Raw genomic sequence first — 19554 nt, 5'->3', positions numbered from 1 at the left:
GCAGCCTATTGCCATCGGCCCGGCGTCGCCGGGAGCCTGTGGACCGGGCGGCGCGTCCTTTCCCGCCGCCCGGGGCGCCCGCCGCCGGTCAGAGTGCGGGGAACCACAGGCCGATCTCGCGGGCGGCGGACTCCGGGGAGTCGGAGCCGTGGACGATGTTCTGCACGACGTCGGTGCCCCAGTCCCGCCCGAGGTCGCCGCGGATGGTGCCCGGGGCCGCGGTGGTGGGGTCGGTGGCGCCGGCGAGGGCGCGGAAGCCCTCGATGACGCGGTGCCCCTCGACGACCGCGGCGACGACCGGGCCGGAGGCCATGAAGTCGACGAGTGGCTGGAAGAACGGCTTGCCCTCGTGCTCGGCGTAGTGCTCGCGCAGCAGGTCGGCGTCGACGGTGCGCCGCTCGAGCGCGACGAAGGTGTACCCCTTGGCCTCGACCCGGCGAAGCACCTCGCCGGTGAGGTGACGGGCGACGCCGTCGGGCTTGATCAGGACGAGGGTGCGCTCAGGCTCGGTAGTGCTCACGGGGAGGCACGTTACCGGTCCCCGGCGGTCGCCCCGTCCGCGGGGCCGTCCGCGGGGCGGTCCGCCGGACCGTCCGCGGGACCGCCCAGGGGGCCGCGGCCGGGACCGCCGGCGGCCCGGTGGGCGACCTCGGCGCGGTAGCGCTCCTGGCGCTCGGTGTCGATGCGCCCGCCCACCCGGAGGGAGACGACCCACAGGACGGCGAAGAGGCCGCCGATCACGTACATCGTCGCCACGACGAGGCCGGAGACGATGAGGAGGACCTGCACCACCGTGCCGAGGACGTAGCCGGCGCGCCCGCGCCGGAGCAGGCCGGCCGCCGCGGCGCACGCGAGCATCGCGGCGCCGCCGACGCCCCAGACGAGCCCGCGGTCGGCGACCTCGAGGCCGTGCGCGACGAGCGTGGCGAAGAGCACCACCAGGATCTCGCTGACGAGCACCGACATGGCGAACATCTGACGCGCGGAGCCGGGCCGGCGGAGCGGCTCGGGCGTCTGCGGCGCGTCGGCGTCGGGGGCGGTCTCGTGCGGGGTGCTCACCCGGCCAGGCTACCGAGCGCCGGGCCCCTCGCCGAACCCCTCGGCGACGGCCGCGGTCACGCCGTCCAGCGCCTCGGCGGCCTGCGGCCCGGAGGCCGTGACCAGCATCTCGTCGCCCTTCTCCAGGCCCAGGCCCATCAGCGCGAGCACGCTGGCGCCGTCGACGCCGTTGACGGCCACCGTCGCGTCGTACCCGGCGACGAGCCGGGCGAGCAGGGCGGCGGGCCGGGCGTGGAGGCCGACCTCGTTGGTGAGGGTGAGGGTGCGGCTGAGCGCGCCGGCCCCGTCCCCGCCGGCTTCACCGCCGTCGCCCTCGGCCGCCGCCCCGGCCGCCGCCACGACGCCCTCGACGGGCGCCGCGACCTCGGCCGCGCCGCCGAAGCTCCCGGCGGCCTCGGCCACGACGCGGGCGACGGCGGCATGGTCGGCGCCGCCCTGGGCGGCCACCGCACCGGCCACGGCCCCCTCGACGAGCGGGCCGTCGGCGAGGGTGACCCGGGCGGCGTCGTCGTCCTCGAGGCTCTCGAGGACCGCCTCGGCGGTCATGGTGGCCGAGCCGAGGTCGGTGAGCACGGTGACGCCGGCGACCCCGTCGGACCCGAGGAGCTCGGCGACGGCGGAGGAGACCGCGTCGAAGCTCGTGCCGATCCCGCCCTCGTCCGTCCCGCCGGCGGCGCGCAGCGCGACGTCGGGGGCCATCTGCGCGGCCACCTCGACCACGCCCTCGGCCAGCCGGGCGGAGTGCGAGACGATCACCAGGGCGGTCGCCGGCGCAGCGCTCACAGCGCCTCGGCCGCCTCGGCCGCCGCGGCCAGGAGCAGGGCGGAGGACTGCGCGCCGGGGTCGCGGTGCCCGGCGGAGCGGTCCCCGAGGTAGGACGCCCGGCCCTTGCGGGCCACCATCGGCTCGGTGGCCTCGGCGCCGGCGGCCGCGGCGTCGGCGGCGGCCCGCAGGGCCTCGACGGGGCCGGAGCCGCCCTCTGCGGCGGAGCGGGCGGCCTGCGCGGCGGGCAGCCAGGCGTCGACCATGGTCTTCTCCCCCGCCTCGGCCTTGCCGCGGGCCTGGATGCCCTCCACCGCGGCCTCGAGGACGGCGGCCACCCCCGCGGCGTCCAGCGCGCCGTCGGCCGCCTTGGCCCCGCGCAGGAAGGCGGTGCCGTACAGCGGGCCGGCGGCGCCGCCGACGGTGGACATCAGGGTGGTCGCCACGGTCTTGAGCACCTCCCCCGGCGCCGACGGGGTGGCCTCGGCGAGCTTCGCGCCGACGGCGGTGAAGCCGCGGTCCATGTTCTCGCCGTGGTCGCCGTCGCCGATGGCCCGGTCCAGCTCGATGAGCTCGATGCGGTTCGCGGAGACGACCGCCCGGGCGCGCTCCATCCAGTCGAGGGCCCAGTCGGCGCCGAGGGTGGTGGCAGTCATGCGTTCTCTTCCTCCTCCTACACCCCGCGCCGCAGCGCGGGGGTGTTGACCGGTGCGTCCCACAGCTCGGTGAGCTCGTCGTCGAGGCGCAGGACGGTGATGGACGCGCCCTGCATCTCCAGGGCCGTGATGTAGTTGCCGACCAGTGAGCGTGTCACCTCCACGCCCTTGCCGTCGAGGACCTCGCGGGCGTGGTTGTACACGAGGTAGAGCTCGGACAGCGGGGTGCCGCCCATGCCGTTGACGAACAGCAGGACCTTGTCCCCCGAGGCGACCTTGAGGTCCTCGAGCACGGGGTTGAGCAGGCGCTCGGTGATCTCGTTCGCGCTCGCCATGGGGATCTTGTGCCGGCCCGGCTCGCCGTGGATGCCGATGCCGATCTCGATCTCGTCCTCGGTGAGGTCGAAGGACGGCTTCCCGGCGTGCGGGACGGTGCAGGCGCTCAGCGCCACGCCCATCGACCGGACCTCGGCGTTGACCTTCTCGGCCACCGCGACGACCTTGTCGAGGTCGTCGCCGCGCTCGGCGGCGGCGCCGGCGATCTTCTCGACCAGCACGGTGCCGCCCACGCCGCGGCGCCCGGCGGTGTACAGGGAGTCCTCCACGGCGACGTCGTCGTTGACGACGACGGAGCGGACCTGGATGTCCTCCGCCTCCGCGAGCTCGGCCGCGGTCTCGAAGTTGAGCACGTCCCCGGTGTAGTTCTTCACGATGTGCAGGACGCCCGCCCCGCCGTCGGCCGCCCTCGTGGCCTCGAAGATCGGCTCGGGGGTCGGGGAGGTGAAGACGGCGCCCGGGACGGCGGCGTCGAGCATGCCCAGCCCGACGTACCCCGCGTGCAGCGGCTCGTGGCCGCTGCCGCCGCCCGAGACGAGCCCGACCTTGCCCTGGACCGCTCCCCCGGCGCGGCTGACGAACAGCGGGTCCTCGTTGACCTTGACGAGGTCGGGGTGGGCGAGACCGAAGCCGCGCAGGGACTCCCTCACGACGTTCTGCGGATCGTTGATGAGCTTCTTCACCGACGTGCTCCTTCGAATAGCCGGGAACGGTCCGATGCCGGACCACGTCCCCATCTTGGCCCCTCGGCGTCGGGAACGGCAGTCAGTTGGCCGGCTCAGGCCCTCCCCATGAGGGCCCGGGCGTCCGCGGCGAGGAGCACCGACCCGGCCACGAGGATCCCGGTGGAGGTGACGACCTCGTCCGAGTCCGCCTCGGCGAGCCCGGCGGCGGTGTCGATGGCGTCGTCGAGCCGCTCGGCCACGTGCACCCGCTCCTCGCCGAAGACGTCGCGGGCCACCTCGGCGAGCTCGTCGACGTCCATGGCGCGGTCGGTGCGGGCGCGGGTCACCACGACCTCGGCGAGCAGCGGCTCGAGGCCCGCGAGGATGCCCTCCGCGTCCTTGTCGGCCATCACGCCGACGATGCCGACCAGGTGGGTGAAGTCGAACGCCTCCTCCACGGCCGCGCGCAGGGCCTCGATCCCGGCCGGGTTGTGCGCGGCGTCGACGAGGACCGTGGGGCTGCGGCGGACGACCTCGAGGCGCCCGGGCGAGTCGACGCCCGCGAAGCCCTGCTCGACGATGCCGGCCTCGAGCGCGCCGCCCCCGAAGAACGCCTCCACCGCGGCCAGCGCGAGCGCGGCGTTGTCGGCCTGGTGCGCGCCGTGCAGGGGCAGGAAGACGTCGGTGTAGACGCCGCCGGGCGTGCGGAGACTGACCATCTGCCCGCCGACGCCGACCTGCCGGTCGACGACGCCGAGGTCGGTCCCGGCCCGCAGCAGCCGCGCCCCGTGGGCGGCCGCCGCGTGGAGGACCACGGACTCGACGTCGTCGTGCTGCTCGGCGGTGACCACCGTGGAGCCGTCGGTGATGATGCCGACCTTCTCCTCCGCGATCTGGGTGAGCTCGTGGCCCAGCCAGCGCTCGTGGTCGCGCTCGACGCGGGTGAGGACCTCCACGGTGCCGTCGGCGACGTTGGTGGCGTCCCAGCGCCCGCCCATGCCGACCTCGACGACGGCGACGTCCACCGGGGCGTCGGCGAACGCGGCGTAGGCCATGACGGTGAAGACCTCGAAGAAGCTCAGCCGGGGTCCGCCCGCGGCCTGCGAGCGCTCGTCCACCATGGCGACGTAGGGGGCGACGTCCTCCCAGGTGGCGACGAACGCGTCGGGGGCGATGGGCTCGCCGTCCAGGGCGATGCGCTCGCGCACGGTGTGCAGGTGGGGAGAGGTGAAGCGGCCGGTGCGCAGGCCCTTCTCGCGCAGGAGCCGCTCGATCATCCGGGCGGTGGAGGTCTTGCCGTTGGTGCCGGTGAGGTGGATGACCGGGTAGGCGCGCTGGGGGTCGCCGAGAAGGTCGAGGACGTCGCGCACGCGGTCCAGGCTGGGCTGGACGTCGTGCTCCGGCGCCCGGGCGAGGATCGCCTCGTAGATGTGCCGGACCTCCTCCTCGGCGCGGGCGTGCGCCACGGCGGCGGCGTCCGTCGCCTCGCGGGAGGTGTCCTCCCCCTCGGCGAGGACCTCCTCGGCCACGTCCGGGTCGGGCCCGGCGATCAGGGACGAGCGCAGCAGGGCCCGCAGCCCGGCGTCGTGCTCGTCCTCCTCGGCCTCGGCGTCGGCGCGCCGGCGGGCGTCGGCCGGCTCCTCGGCCTCGGCCATGAAGGCCGCGATGCGCTCCTGGGACTCGCGCTCGGCGTCCTCGGGGCTGCGCCGGCCCTCGGTCCCCCCGGTGCCCCCGGTTCCAGCGGTCATCGTGCCTCCAGCTTCGTGACGGCGACCCGCGGCGACCCGCCGTCGCCGGCGGCGACGTCGAGCTGCAGGGCCAGGGTCTCGTGGGTGATGAGGTCGCGGTGGGTCTCGACCCAGCCGATCTTGTCCGCGGGGACGGTGAGCGACAGGGCGATGCGGTCGGCCACGTACAGGCCGGCGGCCTTGCGCTCGTCCTGGACCTGGCGGACCAGGTCGCGGGCGTAGCCCTCGGCGGCGAGCTCGTCGTCGACGGCGGTGTCCAGCACCACGAAACCGCCGTCCGCGAGCACGTCGGCCGCGGCGTCGGCGCCGGCGTGGTCGCCGAGGTCGATGCGGGTGGTGAGCTCGTACTCCCCGGCGACCAGGGTGAGCGGGGCGCCGTCGATCTCGACTCCCTCGAGGGCGATCACGCCGTCCGCCCCGGGCGCGGTCCAGCGACCCTCGCGGGCGGCCGCGAAGATCTGCTGGGTGTGGCGTCGCTTGGCGGGGTCGAGCTCGCGCGGGAGGACCTTCAGCTCGCTGGTCAGGCGCAGGTCGGACTCGGCGGGGCTGATCAGCACGACGTCCTTGACGTTGACCTCGGAGGCGACCAGGCCGGCGAAGGGCCGCAGGGCGTCTGGGTCGTCGACGACGACGGTGAGCGTGCGCAGCGGCTGACGCACCCGGATCTTCGCGGCCTTGCGCAGCGCGTGCGTGGTGGAGACCGCGTCCCGCACGGCGTCCATGGCGGCGACCAGCCCGGGGTCGGCCACGGTCTCGGGCAGCTCGGGCCAGTCGGTGAGGTGGACGCTGCGCCCGCCGGTCAGGCCGCGCCAGATCTCCTCGGTGACCAGCGGCGCGAGCGGGGCCATGACCCGGGTGAGGACCTCCAGGGCCGTGCACAGGGTGTCGAACGCGCCCCGGTCCTCGTCCCAGAACCGCTGCCGAGAGGTGCGCACGTACCAGTTGGTCAGCACGTCGAGGTGCTCGCGCACCGACTGGGCGGCGCCGGGGATGTCGTAGACGTCCAGCTGGGCGCGCACGGTCGCGGCGAGGTCGCGGGTGCGGGCCAGGAGGTAGCGGTCCATGACGTCGAGCGACGCCACGGCGGCGGGGTCGTCGACGTCGACCGGGCTCGCGAGGTACCCGGCGCCGTCGTCCAGCGTGCCGGCGTAGAGGGCGAAGAAGTACCAGGTGTTCCACAGCGGCAGGAGGACCTGGCGGACGTTCTCGCGGATGCCCTCCTCGGTCACCATGAGGTTGCCGCCGCGCAGCACCGGGGAGGCCATGAGGAACCAGCGCATGGCGTCGGAGCCGTCGCGGTCGAGGACCTCGGTGACGTCGGGGTAGTTGCGCAGGGACTTGCTCATCTTGCGCCCGTCCGAGCCGAGCACGATGCCGTGCGAGACGGACGTGCGGAACGCGGGCCGGTCGAACAGGGCGGTGGCCAGGACGTGCAGGGTGTAGAACCAGCCGCGCGTCTGGCCGATGTACTCGACGATGAAGTCGCCCGGGTAGTGGTCCTCGAACCAGTCGCGGTTCTCGAACGGGTAGTGCACCTGGGCGTAGGGCATCGAGCCGGAGTCGAACCACACGTCGAGCACGTCGGGGATGCGGCGCATCGTGGACGCCCCCGTCGGGTCGTCAGGGTTGGGCCGGGTCAGCTCGTCGATGAAGGGCCGGTGCAGGTTCGGCTCGCCGTCGCGGTCCAGGGGCAGGCGCCCGAAGTCCCGCTCGAGCTCGGCGAGCGAGCCGTAGACGTCGATGCGCGGGTGGGCGGGGTCGTCGGAGACCCACACCGGGATCGGGGTGCCCCAGTACCGGTTGCGGGAGATGGACCAGTCGCGGGCGCCGGCGAGCCAGTGCCCGAACTGGCCGTCCTTGATGTGCTCGGGCACCCAGGTGATCTCCTGGTTGAGCTGCACCATGCGATCGCGGAACTCGGTCACCCGGACGAACCAGCTCGAGACCGCCTTGTAGATCAGCGGGTTCCGGCAGCGCCAGCAGTGCGGGTACGGGTGGTCGTAGGTCTCCTGGCGGACCAGGACGGCACGCTCGGCCTCGGGGCGGCGGGCCAGGGGGCCGGTGCCCTTCTTGAGGTCGGCGATGATCGCCCGGTTCGCCTCGAAGACCTGCTGGCCGGCGTAGTCCGCCACCTCGGCGGTGAACCTGCCGCCGTCGTCGACCGGCACGACGGTGCCGATGCCGGCGGCGGCGCAGGTAGCCATGTCGTCCTCGCCGAAGGCGGGCGCCTGATGGACCAGGCCGGTGCCGTCCTCGATGGTGACGTAGTCGGCGCCGAGCACGGTCCAGGCGTTCGGGCCCGGGGCCTCGTGGTCGACGAAGTAGTCGAAGACCGGGGCGTAGCGCAGGCCGACCAGGTCGCTGCCCCTCGTCGTGGCGAGCACCTCGGGCTCCTCGCCCAGCTCGCGCGCGTAGGCGGCGAGCCGCGCGGCGGCGAGGATGACGCGCTCCCCCGCCAGCGGTCCCTCGGCGGGGCGGACGGTGACGTAGTCGATCTCCGGGCCGACGGCGACGGCGAGGTTGGAGGGCAGGGTCCAGGGCGTCGTGGTCCAGATCAGGGCGAGCTCGCCGGACTCCAGCCGCAGCCCCACGGTGACGGAGGGGTCCTGACGGTTCTGGTAGACGTCGTCGTCCATCTTCAGCTCGTGGTTGGACAGCGGCGTCTGGTCGTGCCAGCAGTAGGGCAGGACGCGGTAGCCCTCGTAGGCCAGGCCCTTGTCGTAGAGCTGCTTGAACGCCCAGATCACCGACTCCATGAAGGTGACGTCGAGCGTCTTGTAGTCGTTCTCGAAGTCGACCCAGCGGGCCTGGCGGGTGACGTACTCGCGCCACTCGTCGGTGTAGCGCAGCACGGAGTCGCGGCAGGCCTTGTTGAAGGCCTCGATGCCCATCTCCTCGATCTCGGACTTGTCCTTGATGCCGAGCTGCCGCTCCGCCTCGAGCTCGGCCGGCAGGCCGTGGGTGTCCCAGCCGAAGCGGCGCTCCACGCGGTGGCCGGCCTGGGTCTGGTAGCGCCCCACGACGTCCTTGACGTACCCGGTGAGCAGGTGCCCGTAGTGGGGCAGGCCGTTGGCGAAGGGCGGGCCGTCGTAGAAGACGAACTCGCATCCGCCGTTCTCGCCGGCGGGGCGGTTCTCGATCGACGCCTGGAAGGTGCCGTCGTCCTCCCAGTAGGCCAGCACCTCCCGCTCCAGCGCGGGGAAGCTCGGGGAGGCGACCACCTCGGTGCCCGGGCGGTGCAGGGGGTAGCGGCGGGGCTGATCGGCCAACGGGTGCTCCTCGGTCAAGCGGTGGACAGACAACCGCGAGGACGACGGCGACGCTGACCGGCTCCTCGCCGGGCACCTCGCTGCCGCGGTACCACCTCGCTTGCCCCGCCCTCCGCCGTGGCGGCGGACGTGACCGCTCGAGCAGGCTGTGACGGGCCCTCCCGTCCGGTTCTACTGGGGGCCGGCGCCGACCGCACGCGCGTCCGGGACCGGCCCTGTTCTTCCGGAGGCTCGCCGGTGATGGCCGGGTCGACGCCTGTGGTCGGCAGTCTAACGCGGTTCTCGGCAGGTACCCGAAAAGGAGGTCTGGGCGCTCGCGCCGCCTACAGCCTCGCGAACCCGGCGTGGAACGGGTGGACCTCGACCGTCCCTGTTCCCAGCAGCCTGGCCTTGTCACGCATGCGTTCCACGAGCTCCGGTCCGACGTCGCCGTAGAGGTCGATGCGACGCAGCTCGACCAGACCGACGAAGGACGCGAAGGACGGACCGGCCACCGCCGCGTGGCGGGCCAACGAGTCCGCGTCGTGGTGGACGTGGAGGACGCTGACATGGCGTTCGTCCTCGTCGAGGAAGACCTGGTAGGAGACGAGCCCCGGCTCCTCGGCCTCGACGAGCTCTGCCAGCTCACGGAGCGCAGTCTTGAGCTCCTCGACCTTCCCCTCGACGATCTCGGAGTGGTCGACGTAGACCACCGACCCGGCCATGCTCGCTCCCACCGTGTGCCGCCGCGGAGGCCTGTGTGAGTCTGCCTGCCGGGGGCTCCTCCATGTTACGACCGTCAGGAGTGCGACGAAAGCCTGCGCGTGCACCGGCGAGGGGCGTCGGGGCGTGGTGGCTGCGACAGCTGCGGTCGAGGGCGCGACGACGCTGCGCGGAACGACATACTGGCCCTTTCGGTCGGAGACGTCGGCGAGGCGGAGGAGCGGGACATGCGGGTCGGGTTCATCGGTGCGGGGAACATGGCCGGCGCGATCGTGCGCGGCATCGTGGCCGAGGGGACGGTGCCGGCGGAGGACCTTGCGGTGACCAGCGCGCACGGCCGCTCCGCCCAGGCGCTGGCCCGGGAGACCGGCGTGGACGCCCTGACCGACAACCTCGAGCTGGTCGAGCGCACCGGCCACGGCGGGGTCGTGGTGGTCGCCGTCAAGCCGCACCTGTTCGCCGAGGTGCTCGAGCCCCTCGCCGACACCCTCGCGGAGCAGGACTCCCTGGTGGTCTCCCTCGCGGCCGGCCTCACCCTGGACACGCTCGGCGAGATGCTCGTGCCCGGGCAGAGCGTGGTGCGGGTCATGCCCAACGTCAACGCCATGGTCGGGGCGGGCATGGCCGCGGTGTGCGGCAACGCGGCGGCCACCGAGGACCAGGTGGACGCCGTCGTCGGCCTCTTCGAGACGGTCGGGTCCGCGCTCGTGCTCCCCGAGCGGCTCTTCCCGGCCTACGCCGCGATCGCCGGCTCCGCGCCGGCCTACACGGCCTACTTCGTCGAGGCCCTCGCCCGGGCGGCCGTGCGCAACGGCATGCCCAAGGCCCAGGCGACGCGCATCGCGGCGCAGACGGTGCTCGGGACGGCCCGCACCCTGCTGGAGAAGGGGGTGACGCCGACGCAGCTGGCCGACATGGTCTCCTCCCCCGGGGGCACCACGATCGCCGGCACGGTGGCGCTCGAGGACGCGGGCTTCTCCGCCGCCGTCGTGCGCGGCGTCCAGGCCGCCGTCGACCGGGACGCCCAGATCGCGGCCGGCTGACCCCACCACCAGTCCCCGGCGGTCCACATTCCCTTCCGGCCGGGCGAGGGCGTTGTTACGGTGGACGCATGCGTGCATCGCGGTTCACCGGCGGACTCGCCGCCGCGGCTACGGCCGTGGCCGGCGTGGTGGTGCTCGGTGCGCCCGCGGCCGCCGACGGCGGGCCCGGTGCGAGCACCCGGGCCGAGCGGCCCCAGCTGCGGGTCGCGACCTACAACGTCTCCCTCAACCGGCCCGCCGAGGGCGAGCTCGTCGACGACCTCGACGGCGGGGACGACGCCCAGGCCCGGGCCGTCGCCCAGGTGCTGCAGACCGTCCGCCCCGACGTCGTCCTGCTCAACGAGTTCGACCACGACGCCGACGGCGAGGCGGTCGACCTCTTCCGCGAGCAGTACCTGGAGGTGGGCCAGCACGGCGAGGCGCCGATCGAGTACCCGTACGCGTACTCGCAGCCGGTGAACACCGGCGTGGACTCCGGGTCCGACCTCAACAACGACGGGCGCACCGGGACCGCGGACGACGCGTTCGGCTTCGGCGCGTTCCCCGGGCAGTACGGGATGGTGGTGCTCTCGCGCTACCCGATCGACACCGAGCGGGCCCGCACCTTCCAGGAGTTCCTGTGGAAGGACATGCCCGGGGCCCTGCTCCCCGACGACCCCGCGACCGACGCCCCGGCCGACTGGTACAGCCCCGAGGAGCTGGAGAAGCTGCGGCTGTCCAGCAAGTCCCACTGGGACGTCCCCGTCGAGGTCGGCGCCACCACGGTCCACGTGCTGTCCTCGCACCCCACGCCGCCGACGTTCGACGGGCCCGAGGACCGCAACGGCCTGCGCAACCACGACGAGATCCGGTTCTGGGCCGACTACGTCGGCGGTCGCCGCGACAGCGCCTACATCTACGACGACGAGGGCACCACCGGCGGGCTGCGGCCCGGCAGCCGGTTCGTGATCGTGGGAGACCAGAACTCCGACCCCGTCGACGGCGACTCCTACCCCGGAGCGATCGACCAGCTGCTGAACCACCCTCGGGTGCGCGACCCGCGGCCGGAGTCCCACGGCGCCGTCGAGGCTGCCGCCGTCCAGAACGGTGCGAACGACCGGCACGAGGGAGACCCGGCCCTCGACACGGCCGACTTCGCCGACGACGCGCCCGGCAACCTCCGCGTGGACTACGTCCTGCCGTCCAAGAACCTGCCCCTGCGCGACTCGCGGGTGTTCTGGCCGATGGCCGACCAGCCCGGCTCCGAGCTGACGGGCGTCTACCCCTTCCCCACGTCGGACCACCGGCCGGTGTGGGTGGACCTGTGGGTGCCCGGCCTGCGCTGACCCCGCCGCGCCGTTCCCGGAGCGTCGCTCCGGGAGCTCACTCGAGCAGGCGCTCCTCGGCCTCGGCGAGCACCTCGTCGTAGATCTCCAGCGCCCGCGCCACCTCGGCGTCGGTGACCACGCAGGGCGGCACGACGTGGATCCGGTTCTCGGCCACGAAGGTCAGCAGCCCGCGGGCCGCGAGCGCCGCCCGCATCGCCACGACCTCCGTGGCCGGGACGGGCTCGCGGGTCGCGCGGTCCAGCACCAGGTCGAGCGCCCAGAACACCCCGGTCCCGCGCACCTCGCCCACGAGCGGGTGGCGGCCGGCCAGGGCCCGCAGACCCGGGCCGAGCACGTCGGCGCCGATGCGGGCGGCGTTGTCGACCACGCCCTCCTCGGCCATCGCGTCGAGCGCGGCGACGATCGAGGCCATGGCGAGCGGGTGGCCCGAGTAGGTCAGGCCCCCGGGGAAGACCCGGTCGTCGAAGGTCTCGGCGATCTCCGCGCTGATGATGACCCCGCCGGCCGGGACGTACCCCGAGTTCACCCCCTTGGCGAAGGTGATGAGGTGGGGCACGACGTCGTGCTGGTCGAGGGCGAACCAGGAGCCGGTCCGCCCGAAGCCGGCCATGACCTCGTCCAGGATGAGCACCACCCCGTACCGGTCGGCGATCGCGCGTACGCCGGCGAGGTAGCCCGGCGGCGGCACCAGGATCCCACCGGTGCCCACCACGGTCTCGATGAGGATCGCCGCGACCGAGCTCGGCCCCTCCGCCTGGATGACCCGCTCCAGGTGGCGCAGGGCCCGCTCGCACTCCTGGGCCTCGGTGGTCGCCCAGAACTCCGAGCGGTAGAGGAACGGGCCGAAGACGTGCACGTGCCCGCGCGCGTACTCGTTGGGGACGCGCCGCCAGTCCCCGGTCGCCACGATCGCGGCGCCGGTGTTCCCGTGGTACGAGCGGTAGAAGGAGATCACCTTCTCCCGGCCGGTGTGCAGCCGGGCCATCCGGATGGCGTTCTCGTTCGCGTCCGCGCCGCCGTTGGTGAAGAAGACCTTGGTGAACCCCTCCGGCGCGTGGGAGAGGATCCGCTCGGCCGCCTCGCCGCGGGCGAGGTTGGCGTAGACCGGCGCCACGGTCGCCAGCAGCTCCGCCTGCTCCCGGATCGCCGCGACCACCCTCGGGTGCTGGTGGCCGATGTTGAGGTTGACCAGCTGGGAGGAGAAGTCGAGGTAGGACCGGCCCTCCTCGTCCACCACCTCGCACCCGTGGCCGGTGACGATGGTCATCGGGTCCAGCGCCGCCTGCGCCGACCAGGAGTGGAAGACGTGTGCGCGGTCGAGGTCGTGCGCGCGTCCGGCCCGGACGCCCTGCGGTGCGGTCACGGTGCGTTCCTTCGTCTCAGGAGTGCTGGGGGAAGCCGAGGTTGATGCCGCCGTGGCTGGGGTCCAGCCACCGGGTGGTGATGGCCTTGGTCCGGGTGTAGAAGTGGACGCCGTCGGGGCCGTAGGCGTGGGAGTCGCCGAAGAGGGAGTTCTTCCAGCCGCCGAAGGAGTAGTAGCCCACCGGCACCGGGATCGGCACGTTGATCCCGACCATGCCCACCTCGACCTCGTTGCCGAACCGGCGGGCGGCGCCGCCGTCGTTGGTGAAGATCGCGGTGCCGTTGCCGTACGGGTTGGCGTTGATGATCTCCAGCGCCTCCTCGTAGCTGCCGACGCGGACGACGGAGAGGACGGGGCCGAAGATCTCGTCGGTGTAGACGCTCATCCCCGGCGTCACGCGGTCCAGCAGGGTGGGGCCGAGCCAGAACCCGTCCGCTGCGCCGTCGGGCTCCACCCCGCGGCCGTCCACCACGACCTGGGCGCCCGCCGCCCGGCCGGCGTCGATGTAGCCGGCCACGCGGTCGCGGTGGGCGCGGGTGATGAGCGGCCCCATGTCGCAGCCGCGGCGGCCGTCGCCGACCTTCAGACCGCGGGAGCGCTCGGCGATCTTCGCCACCAGCTCGTCGGCCACGGGCTCGACCACGACCAGGGCCGAGATGGCCATGCACCGCTCCCCCGCCGAGCCGTACCCCGCGTTGACGGCCGCGTCCGCCGCCAGGTCGAGGTCGGCGTCGGGCAGGACGACCATGTGGTTCTTCGCGCCGCCGAGCGCCTGGACGCGCTTGCCGTGGGAGGTGGCGGTCTCGTAGACGTGCCGGGCGACCGGGGTCGAGCCGACGAAGGAGACCGCCGTGATGTCGGGGTGGGTCAGGAGGGCGTCGACGGCGACCTTGTCGCCCTGCACCACGTTGAAGACCCCGGCGGGCAGGCCGGCCTCGGCGAGGCGCTCGGCCATCCACAGCGAGGCGGAGGGATCCTTCTCGGAGGGCTTGAGGACCACGGTGTTCCCGGCCGCGATCGCGATCGGGTAGAACCACATCGGGACCATGGCCGGGAAGTTGAACGGCGAGATGATCGCCACCGGGCCCAGGGGCTGGCGGACCGAGGAGACGTCGACGCCGGTGGAGACGTTCTCCGACGTCGACCCCTTGAGCAGGTGCGCGATCCCGCAGGCGAACTCCACCACCTCCAGGCCGCGGGCGACCTCGCCGAGGGCGTCGGAGAGGACCTTGCCGTGCTCGGCGGTGAGGATCGCCGCCAGCTCCTCGCGCCGCGCGGCGAGGAGCTCACGGAAGGCGAAGAGGACCTGGGTGCGGCGCGCCAGCGAGGCCGCCCGCCAGGCGGGGAACGCCGCCCTCGCCGACGCGACGGCCGCGTCGACGTCCTCGGCCGCGGCGAACGCGACCCGTCTCGCGACCTCCCCGGTGGCGGGGTCGAACACCTCGCCGGAGCGGTCCGAGGTGCCCGAGTAGGGCCGGCCGTCCACCCAGTGGGCCACCATCGAGGTGGTGATGGGTGAGGACGTGGTCTGGGTGCTGGTCATGGTGCTCTCCTCGTCGAGAAGCTCGGGCACCGCCCGGGCGTGCCCTGTGGTGATGAGCCTGCCCTCTCGGGCTGCGGACCGGAAGGGGTTCGGCCCGCCGCGGGTGCGGCGGCTCCTTCCGCGCCCGGTTCCTGCGCGTCCGGTTCCTCCGCTCAGTTGCCTCCCGGCAGGAGCTCGACCTCGATCGGCTCGAAGTCCTCGCCGACGACGTCCACCCCCTCGTCCGCCAGCTCCGCGAGGGCCCGCTCGACGTACTCGTTGGTGTAGGCCGTCTCCGGCGGCTCCTCGGTGATGATCGTCGCGCCGGTCTCGTTGGAGGTCTGCATGGCCATCTCGACGGTGGCCTCCCAGGCCTCCTGGTCGATCGTGCCGATCCCGCCGGAGGTGGACGGCCAGATGAGCTTGTTCGTCTCGTTGACCATCCACAGCTGGTGGCTCTTCCCCAGCGTGGAGCCCGCCTCGGTGACGATGGTGGCGGCCTCCTCCGGGTTGTCGCGGGCGAAGACCCAGCCCTGGATGGACGCCTTGAGGAAGGCGACCGTGGTGTCGGCGTACGCCTCGTCCTCGGCCAGCCGCTGCGCGTCCGCCCAGATCGCGTCCTGCAGCATCGCGGTGCCGACGTCGTTCCAGTCGATGACGTTGAAGTCCTCGGGCTGGTAGAGCTCGCCCGTCTCGGGGTTCTCCGCCTCGAGCACCTGGGCCCACTCGTTGTAGGTCATGGCCTGCGCGGCATCGATGTCCCCGGCGAGGAAGGCGTTCATGTCGAAGGCCTGCGTGACGAGCTCGAAGTCGGTCACCCCGGCCTTGTTCAGGCCGGCGAAGAGCTCCCACTCGTTGCCGAATCCCCAGCTGCCCACCTTCTTGCCCTCGAGGTCGGCCACCTCCTCGATGCCCGAGTCGGCGAAGGCGATCTGCAACGTGCCGGACCGCTCGAAGATCTGGGCGACGTTGGTGATCTCCGCGCCCTGCTCGATCGAGCCGAGCACCTTGGGGACCCAGGCGATCGCGTAGTCGGCCTGGCCGCCGGCGAGGGCGTCCTGCGGCACGACGTCGCCGCCGCCCTGGACGATCTCGACGTCGAGCCCGGCGTCCTCGTAGTAGCCCTGGTCGAGCGCCGCGTAGTAGCCGGCGAACTGGCCCTGCGTGAGCCACTGCAGCTGGAGCGTGACGGGGGTGAGACCGCCGTCACCGTCGGCCCCGCCGCCGCCCGTCGCGGGGGCCTCGGGGTCCGTCGTCGAGCAGGCGGCGAGGGTGAGGGCACCGGCCGCGGCGAGGGCGGCGGCGGCGCGGGTCCGGGCGGTGATCGTGGTCCGCGCGGTGGCGGCGCGGGGGCGGATGATGCTCATGAGGTCTTCCTCCTGCGTGGGCGGACGACGGTGCGGTGGGCGGTGGCGCCCGTCGCGGCGCTCATGCGCCCCGCCCGGGTGCGGTGCGCCGTCGCACGAGGCTCTCGAGCCCGAGCGAGACGGCGTAGAAGACCAGGCCGAGGACGATGCCCCCGACCACGAAGGCCCAGGCACGGGCGTAGTTGCTGCCGGCGGCGGCCGTCGTGATGAACGAGCCGATGCCGGTGCGGGGACCGCCGAAGTACTCCGCGACGATGGCGGCGATGACCGACAGGGACGAGGCGAGCCGCAGGCCGGTGAACACGAAGGGCAGCGCGGTCGGGACGGTCACGGCCCGGGCCGCCTGCAGGGACGAGGCGGCGTAGACGCGCATGAGGTCGCGGTGCACCGGCCGGACCTGCTGGAGGCCGCGCAGGGTGGTGATGAACACCGGGACGAACGCCGTGATCCCGCAGACCACGCGACGCGCCATCTCCGAGTCGGCGCCGAGCATCGTGTAGAGGACGGGCGCCAGCGCGACGATCGGGACGACGGCGAGGCCGGCCACCAGCGGGGAGACCATCTGCCGGACCACGGGCAGCGCGTTGGCGACGACGGCGCCGAGCACCCCGCCGAGCGCCCCGACCGCGAGACCGACGAAGGCGTTGAGGCCGGTGGCGACCAGCGCGCCGGAGAGGGTCGGCCACATGGCGACGACCTCGCTGCCGATGTGCGACGGGCTCGGGAGGAGGAAGGCCGGGACGCCGGCCACGACGACCACCGCCTGCCAGAGCCCGACCAGCACAAGCGCGAGCACGACAGGGGCGGCCGGCCGCGCGAGGTCCGCCCGGGCGTTCACCGGTTCTCCACCCCGCGGGACGGCACCCCGCTGCCGGCGTGGAGCGCCTCGCGCACCCGGCGGACGGCGTCGAAGTAGGCGTCCTCCTCGCGCAGCTGCTCCGACTCCCCCGGCCGACGCTCGAGCCCGATGGTCACGACGTCCTGGACGCGCCCCGGCCGCGGGGACATGACGACCACCCGGTCGGAGAGGTAGACCGCCTCCGGGATCGAGTGGGTCACGAAGACGACGGCGGCGCGCGTCTCGGCGCAGATGCGCACGAGCTCGGTCTGGAGCCGCTCGCGGGTCATCTCGTCGAGCGCGCCGAACGGCTCGTCCATGAGCAGCAGGCTGGGCTCCTCCGCGAGCGCGCGGGCGATGGCCACCCGCTGCTGCATGCCGCCGGAGAGCTGGTCGGGGAAGCTGTCGGCGAAGTCGGTCAGACCGACCATCGCGAGCAGCTCGTCCGCGCGCCGCGCCCGGGCGGCCCGGCCGACCCCGTGCAGGGACAGGGGCAGCTCGACGTTCCCGCGGACCGTGCGCCACGGCAGCAGGCCGGCCTGCTGGAACGCGATGCCGTAGTCGTGGGCGAGCCGGGCCTGCTCGGCGCTGCGGCCGAAGACGGTGATCCGCCCGGAGGTGGGCCGGTCGAGGTCGGCGACGAGACGCAGCAGCGTGCTCTTGCCGCACCCGGAGGGGCCGATGAGGGAGACGAACTCCCCGTCAGCCACGGTGAGGTCGATGTCCTCGAGGGCGCTGACGGCGTCGCGGCCGGACCCGAAGACGCGGCCCACCGACGCAATCTCGACGGCCGCGCCGCGGGGGGCGCCCACGGCCCCGCCACCCACGGCCCCGCCGCCGTGGGCCGCGCCGCCGTCGGCCGGCCGGCTCATCCCGCCACCTCCGTGCGCCGGAACCGGTGCAGGCCCGTGCCGATCAGGGCCACCAGGCCGGCGGTGAGCAGGCCCAGGAGGACGGCGCCGAGGAGCGGGGCCCAGGGCCGGGCCGGGGCGCTGGAGGCGAAGTTGGCGAACTCGATGATCATGCGCCCCACCCCGCCCGGCAGGCCGGTGGAGACCTCGCCGACGACGGTGCCCACCACGGCGTTCGCACCCGCGAGGCGCAGGGCGGGCAGGAGGTAGGGCACGCTGGCCGGCAGGCGCAGGCGCAGGAGGGTCTGCCACCAGCCGGCGCCGTAGGAGCGCATGAGCTCCCGGTGGATGACGTCCGGGGACTGCAACCCGCGCAGCGCCCCGACGGCGACGGGGAAGAACGCCAGGTAGGCGGCGATCACCGCCACCGACGTCCACTCCTGCCACTCCCACGGACCGACGCGGATGCGGTTCCCCCAGTTGCTCACCAACGGCGCCAGGGCGATGAGGGGGACGGTCTGGCTCAGGATCACCAGCGGCAGGACGGCGGACTCGACGATCCGCACCCGGAGCATCGCGAGCGCCAGCAGCATCCCGACGACGACCCCGGTCACCCACCCCACCAGGGCGATCACCGCGCTGGCCGTGCAGGCCCGGAGGACCGCGACCCACAGCACGGGGGCGTTCGTGGCGGAGCTGAGCGGCTGCCCGAGCTCGGCGAGCATCTCCCACACGTGCGGCATCGCGAGGTCCGTGGTGCGGGGCAGGACCCGGTTGTCCCCCAGGCTGACCCCGTCCTGCGGCCCGACGAACTTGTACAGCTCCCACAGCGCCGCGAGCACCACCACCCCGGCGGCGCCGAACACCGCGGCCCGCGCCCAGGTGGGCAGGCCGCGCAGGGCGGCCCTGCGCCCCGCCGGCCCGCCGGCCGTGGTCTCGCCCGCCGCGCCGAGGCTCGGGGCGAGCACGGCGGCGTCGGCCGCCATGTCGCTGACCGTCATCCCGGCGTCGACGTCGTCGCTCATGCCTTCGCCAGCACGTGCTCCCGCAGCGCGGGGATCACGTGCTCGCCGTACTCGCGCAGGGTCTCCTCCTTGTTGTCGTGCATGAGGTAGCCGGCGAACTGGGTGACACCCAGGCCGGCGAGCTCCTTGAGCCGGGCGACGTGCTCCTGCCAGGTGCCGAGGAGGCAGAACCGCTCGACCACCTCGTCCGGCACGAAGTCGGTGTGGGTGTTCCCGGCCTGGCCGTGCTCGTTGTAGTCGTAGTCCTTGCGGCCGGCGATGTAGTCGGTCAGGGCGTGCGGCAGGGTGGAGTCCTGGCCGTACCGGGCGACGAGCTCGGCGACGTGGTTGCCGACCATGCCGCCGAACCACCGGGTCTGGTCGTGCATGTGCGCGCGGTCCTCGCCGACGTACATCGGCGCCGCGACGCAGAACTGCAGGGTGTCCGGGTCGCGGCCGGCCTTCTCGGCGGCCTCGCGCACCACCCGGATGGTCCAGGCGGTGACGTCGGGGTCGGCGAGCTGGAGGATGAACCCGTCGGCGACGTCGCCGGTCAGCGCGAGGGTCTTGGGCCCGTACCCGGCCACCCAGACCTCGAGCCGCGAGGTCAGCGTCCACGGGAAGCGCACGGTGGAACCGTTGATCTCCACCGGCCGGGCGTTCGCGAGCTCGCGGATGACGTGCACCGCGTCGCGCAGCTGCGCGAGCGTGGCCGGGCGGCCGTTGAGCACGCGGACCGCCGAGTCGCCGCGGCCGATCCCGCACACCGTGCGGTTGCCGAACATCTCGTTGAGCGTGGCGAAGGCCGAGGCCGTCACCGTCACGTCGCGGGTGATGGGGTTGGTGACCATCGGCCCGACGATCACCTTGCGCGTGTGAGCCAGGATCTGGCTGTAGACGACGAACGGCTCCTGCCAGAGCAGGTGGGAGTCGAACGTCCACACGTGGGAGAAGCCGTGCGTCTCCGCGAGGCGGGCGAGGTCCACCACCCGGGCCGCCGGCGGGTTGTTCTGCAGCACGACACCGAAGTCCATGGCGCCT

The 19554-nt window shown here is 73.6% G+C and carries 17 protein-coding genes; 2 read left to right on the top strand and 15 right to left on the bottom strand.

The window, feature by feature from the left end; translation table 11 throughout:
- Nucleotides 1-88: 88 nt before the first annotated feature.
- From ndk to KZX45_RS08860, 8 genes are all read right to left on the bottom strand, one after another.
- Nucleotides 89-520: a nucleoside-diphosphate kinase gene (gene ndk / locus KZX45_RS08895; protein WP_248257364.1), complete on the bottom strand. Its 432-nt coding sequence runs from the start codon at nt 518-520 to the stop codon at nt 89-91.
- Nucleotides 521-531: 11 nt separating this feature from the next.
- On the bottom strand, nt 532-1059 hold the full coding sequence (locus KZX45_RS08890) for a DUF4233 domain-containing protein (protein ID WP_248257363.1): 528 nt from the start codon (nt 1057-1059) through the stop codon (nt 532-534).
- 9 nt (nt 1060-1068) lie between these two features.
- The gene (dhaM, locus tag KZX45_RS08885; RefSeq protein ID WP_248257362.1) at nt 1069-1842 is read right to left on the bottom strand and encodes a dihydroxyacetone kinase phosphoryl donor subunit DhaM; all 774 of its coding nucleotides are present in this window, start codon (nt 1840-1842) and stop codon (nt 1069-1071) included.
- Nucleotides 1839-2477, bottom strand: coding sequence for a dihydroxyacetone kinase subunit DhaL (dhaL, locus tag KZX45_RS08880; protein WP_248257361.1), 639 nt, complete (start codon nt 2475-2477; stop codon nt 1839-1841). Before dhaL ends, dhaM begins: the two co-directional genes overlap by 4 nt.
- A gap of 17 nt (nt 2478-2494) precedes the next feature.
- Entirely contained in the window at nt 2495-3496 is a 1002-nt protein-coding gene (gene dhaK, locus KZX45_RS08875) for a dihydroxyacetone kinase subunit DhaK (protein ID WP_248257360.1), read from the bottom strand.
- A gap of 95 nt (nt 3497-3591) precedes the next feature.
- Nucleotides 3592-5226 carry a folylpolyglutamate synthase/dihydrofolate synthase family protein gene (locus KZX45_RS08870; RefSeq protein ID WP_248257359.1) on the bottom strand — a complete coding sequence of 545 codons (1635 nt, stop codon included), beginning with the start codon at nt 5224-5226 and terminating at the stop codon, nt 3592-3594.
- Nucleotides 5223-8495 carry an isoleucine--tRNA ligase gene (ileS, locus tag KZX45_RS08865; protein ID WP_248257358.1) on the bottom strand — a complete coding sequence of 1091 codons (3273 nt, stop codon included), beginning with the start codon at nt 8493-8495 and terminating at the stop codon, nt 5223-5225. The genes KZX45_RS08870 and ileS overlap by 4 nt, the downstream gene beginning before the upstream one ends.
- A gap of 323 nt (nt 8496-8818) precedes the next feature.
- A complete protein-coding gene (locus KZX45_RS08860; protein WP_248257357.1) occupies nt 8819-9199 on the bottom strand; it encodes an antibiotic biosynthesis monooxygenase in 381 nt (126 codons plus the stop codon).
- Nucleotides 9200-9424: 225 nt separating this feature from the next.
- Here KZX45_RS08860 and proC point away from each other — a divergent pair, with 225 nt between their 5' ends.
- A complete protein-coding gene (gene proC, locus KZX45_RS08855) occupies nt 9425-10240 on the top strand; it encodes a pyrroline-5-carboxylate reductase (protein ID WP_248257356.1) in 816 nt (271 codons plus the stop codon).
- 68 nt (nt 10241-10308) lie between these two features.
- Nucleotides 10309-11565: an endonuclease/exonuclease/phosphatase family protein gene (locus KZX45_RS08850; protein WP_248257355.1), complete on the top strand. Its 1257-nt coding sequence runs from the start codon at nt 10309-10311 to the stop codon at nt 11563-11565.
- A gap of 37 nt (nt 11566-11602) precedes the next feature.
- Here the strand turns inward: KZX45_RS08850 and KZX45_RS08845 are convergent, their stop codons facing one another.
- From KZX45_RS08845 to KZX45_RS08815, 7 genes are all read right to left on the bottom strand, one after another.
- Nucleotides 11603-12931: an aspartate aminotransferase family protein gene (locus KZX45_RS08845; protein WP_248257354.1), complete on the bottom strand. Its 1329-nt coding sequence runs from the start codon at nt 12929-12931 to the stop codon at nt 11603-11605.
- 16 nt (nt 12932-12947) lie between these two features.
- Nucleotides 12948-14432, bottom strand: a complete 1485-nt coding sequence (locus tag KZX45_RS08840; protein WP_248257420.1) for a CoA-acylating methylmalonate-semialdehyde dehydrogenase — start codon at nt 14430-14432, stop codon at nt 12948-12950.
- Nucleotides 14433-14626: 194 nt separating this feature from the next.
- Nucleotides 14627-15820 carry an ABC transporter substrate-binding protein gene (locus KZX45_RS08835; protein WP_248257353.1) on the bottom strand — a complete coding sequence of 398 codons (1194 nt, stop codon included), beginning with the start codon at nt 15818-15820 and terminating at the stop codon, nt 14627-14629.
- A gap of 61 nt (nt 15821-15881) precedes the next feature.
- On the bottom strand, nt 15882-16658 hold the full coding sequence (locus KZX45_RS08830) for an ABC transporter permease subunit (protein ID WP_248257352.1): 777 nt from the start codon (nt 16656-16658) through the stop codon (nt 15882-15884).
- Entirely contained in the window at nt 16655-17530 is an 876-nt protein-coding gene (locus KZX45_RS08825) for an ABC transporter ATP-binding protein (protein ID WP_248257351.1), read from the bottom strand. The genes KZX45_RS08830 and KZX45_RS08825 overlap by 4 nt, the downstream gene beginning before the upstream one ends.
- Nucleotides 17527-18534 carry an ABC transporter permease gene (locus KZX45_RS08820; protein WP_248257350.1) on the bottom strand — a complete coding sequence of 336 codons (1008 nt, stop codon included), beginning with the start codon at nt 18532-18534 and terminating at the stop codon, nt 17527-17529. Before KZX45_RS08820 ends, KZX45_RS08825 begins: the two co-directional genes overlap by 4 nt.
- Nucleotides 18531-19547 carry a TIGR03842 family LLM class F420-dependent oxidoreductase gene (locus KZX45_RS08815; protein ID WP_248257349.1) on the bottom strand — a complete coding sequence of 339 codons (1017 nt, stop codon included), beginning with the start codon at nt 19545-19547 and terminating at the stop codon, nt 18531-18533. The genes KZX45_RS08820 and KZX45_RS08815 overlap by 4 nt, the downstream gene beginning before the upstream one ends.
- Nucleotides 19548-19554: the final 7 nt, after the last annotated feature.

It is taken from the genome of Georgenia sp. EYE_87 (assembly GCF_023148685.1).
GTDB lineage: Bacteria > Actinomycetota > Actinomycetes > Actinomycetales > Actinomycetaceae > Georgenia.
This window is presented reverse-complemented; position numbering and strand designations above follow the sequence as displayed.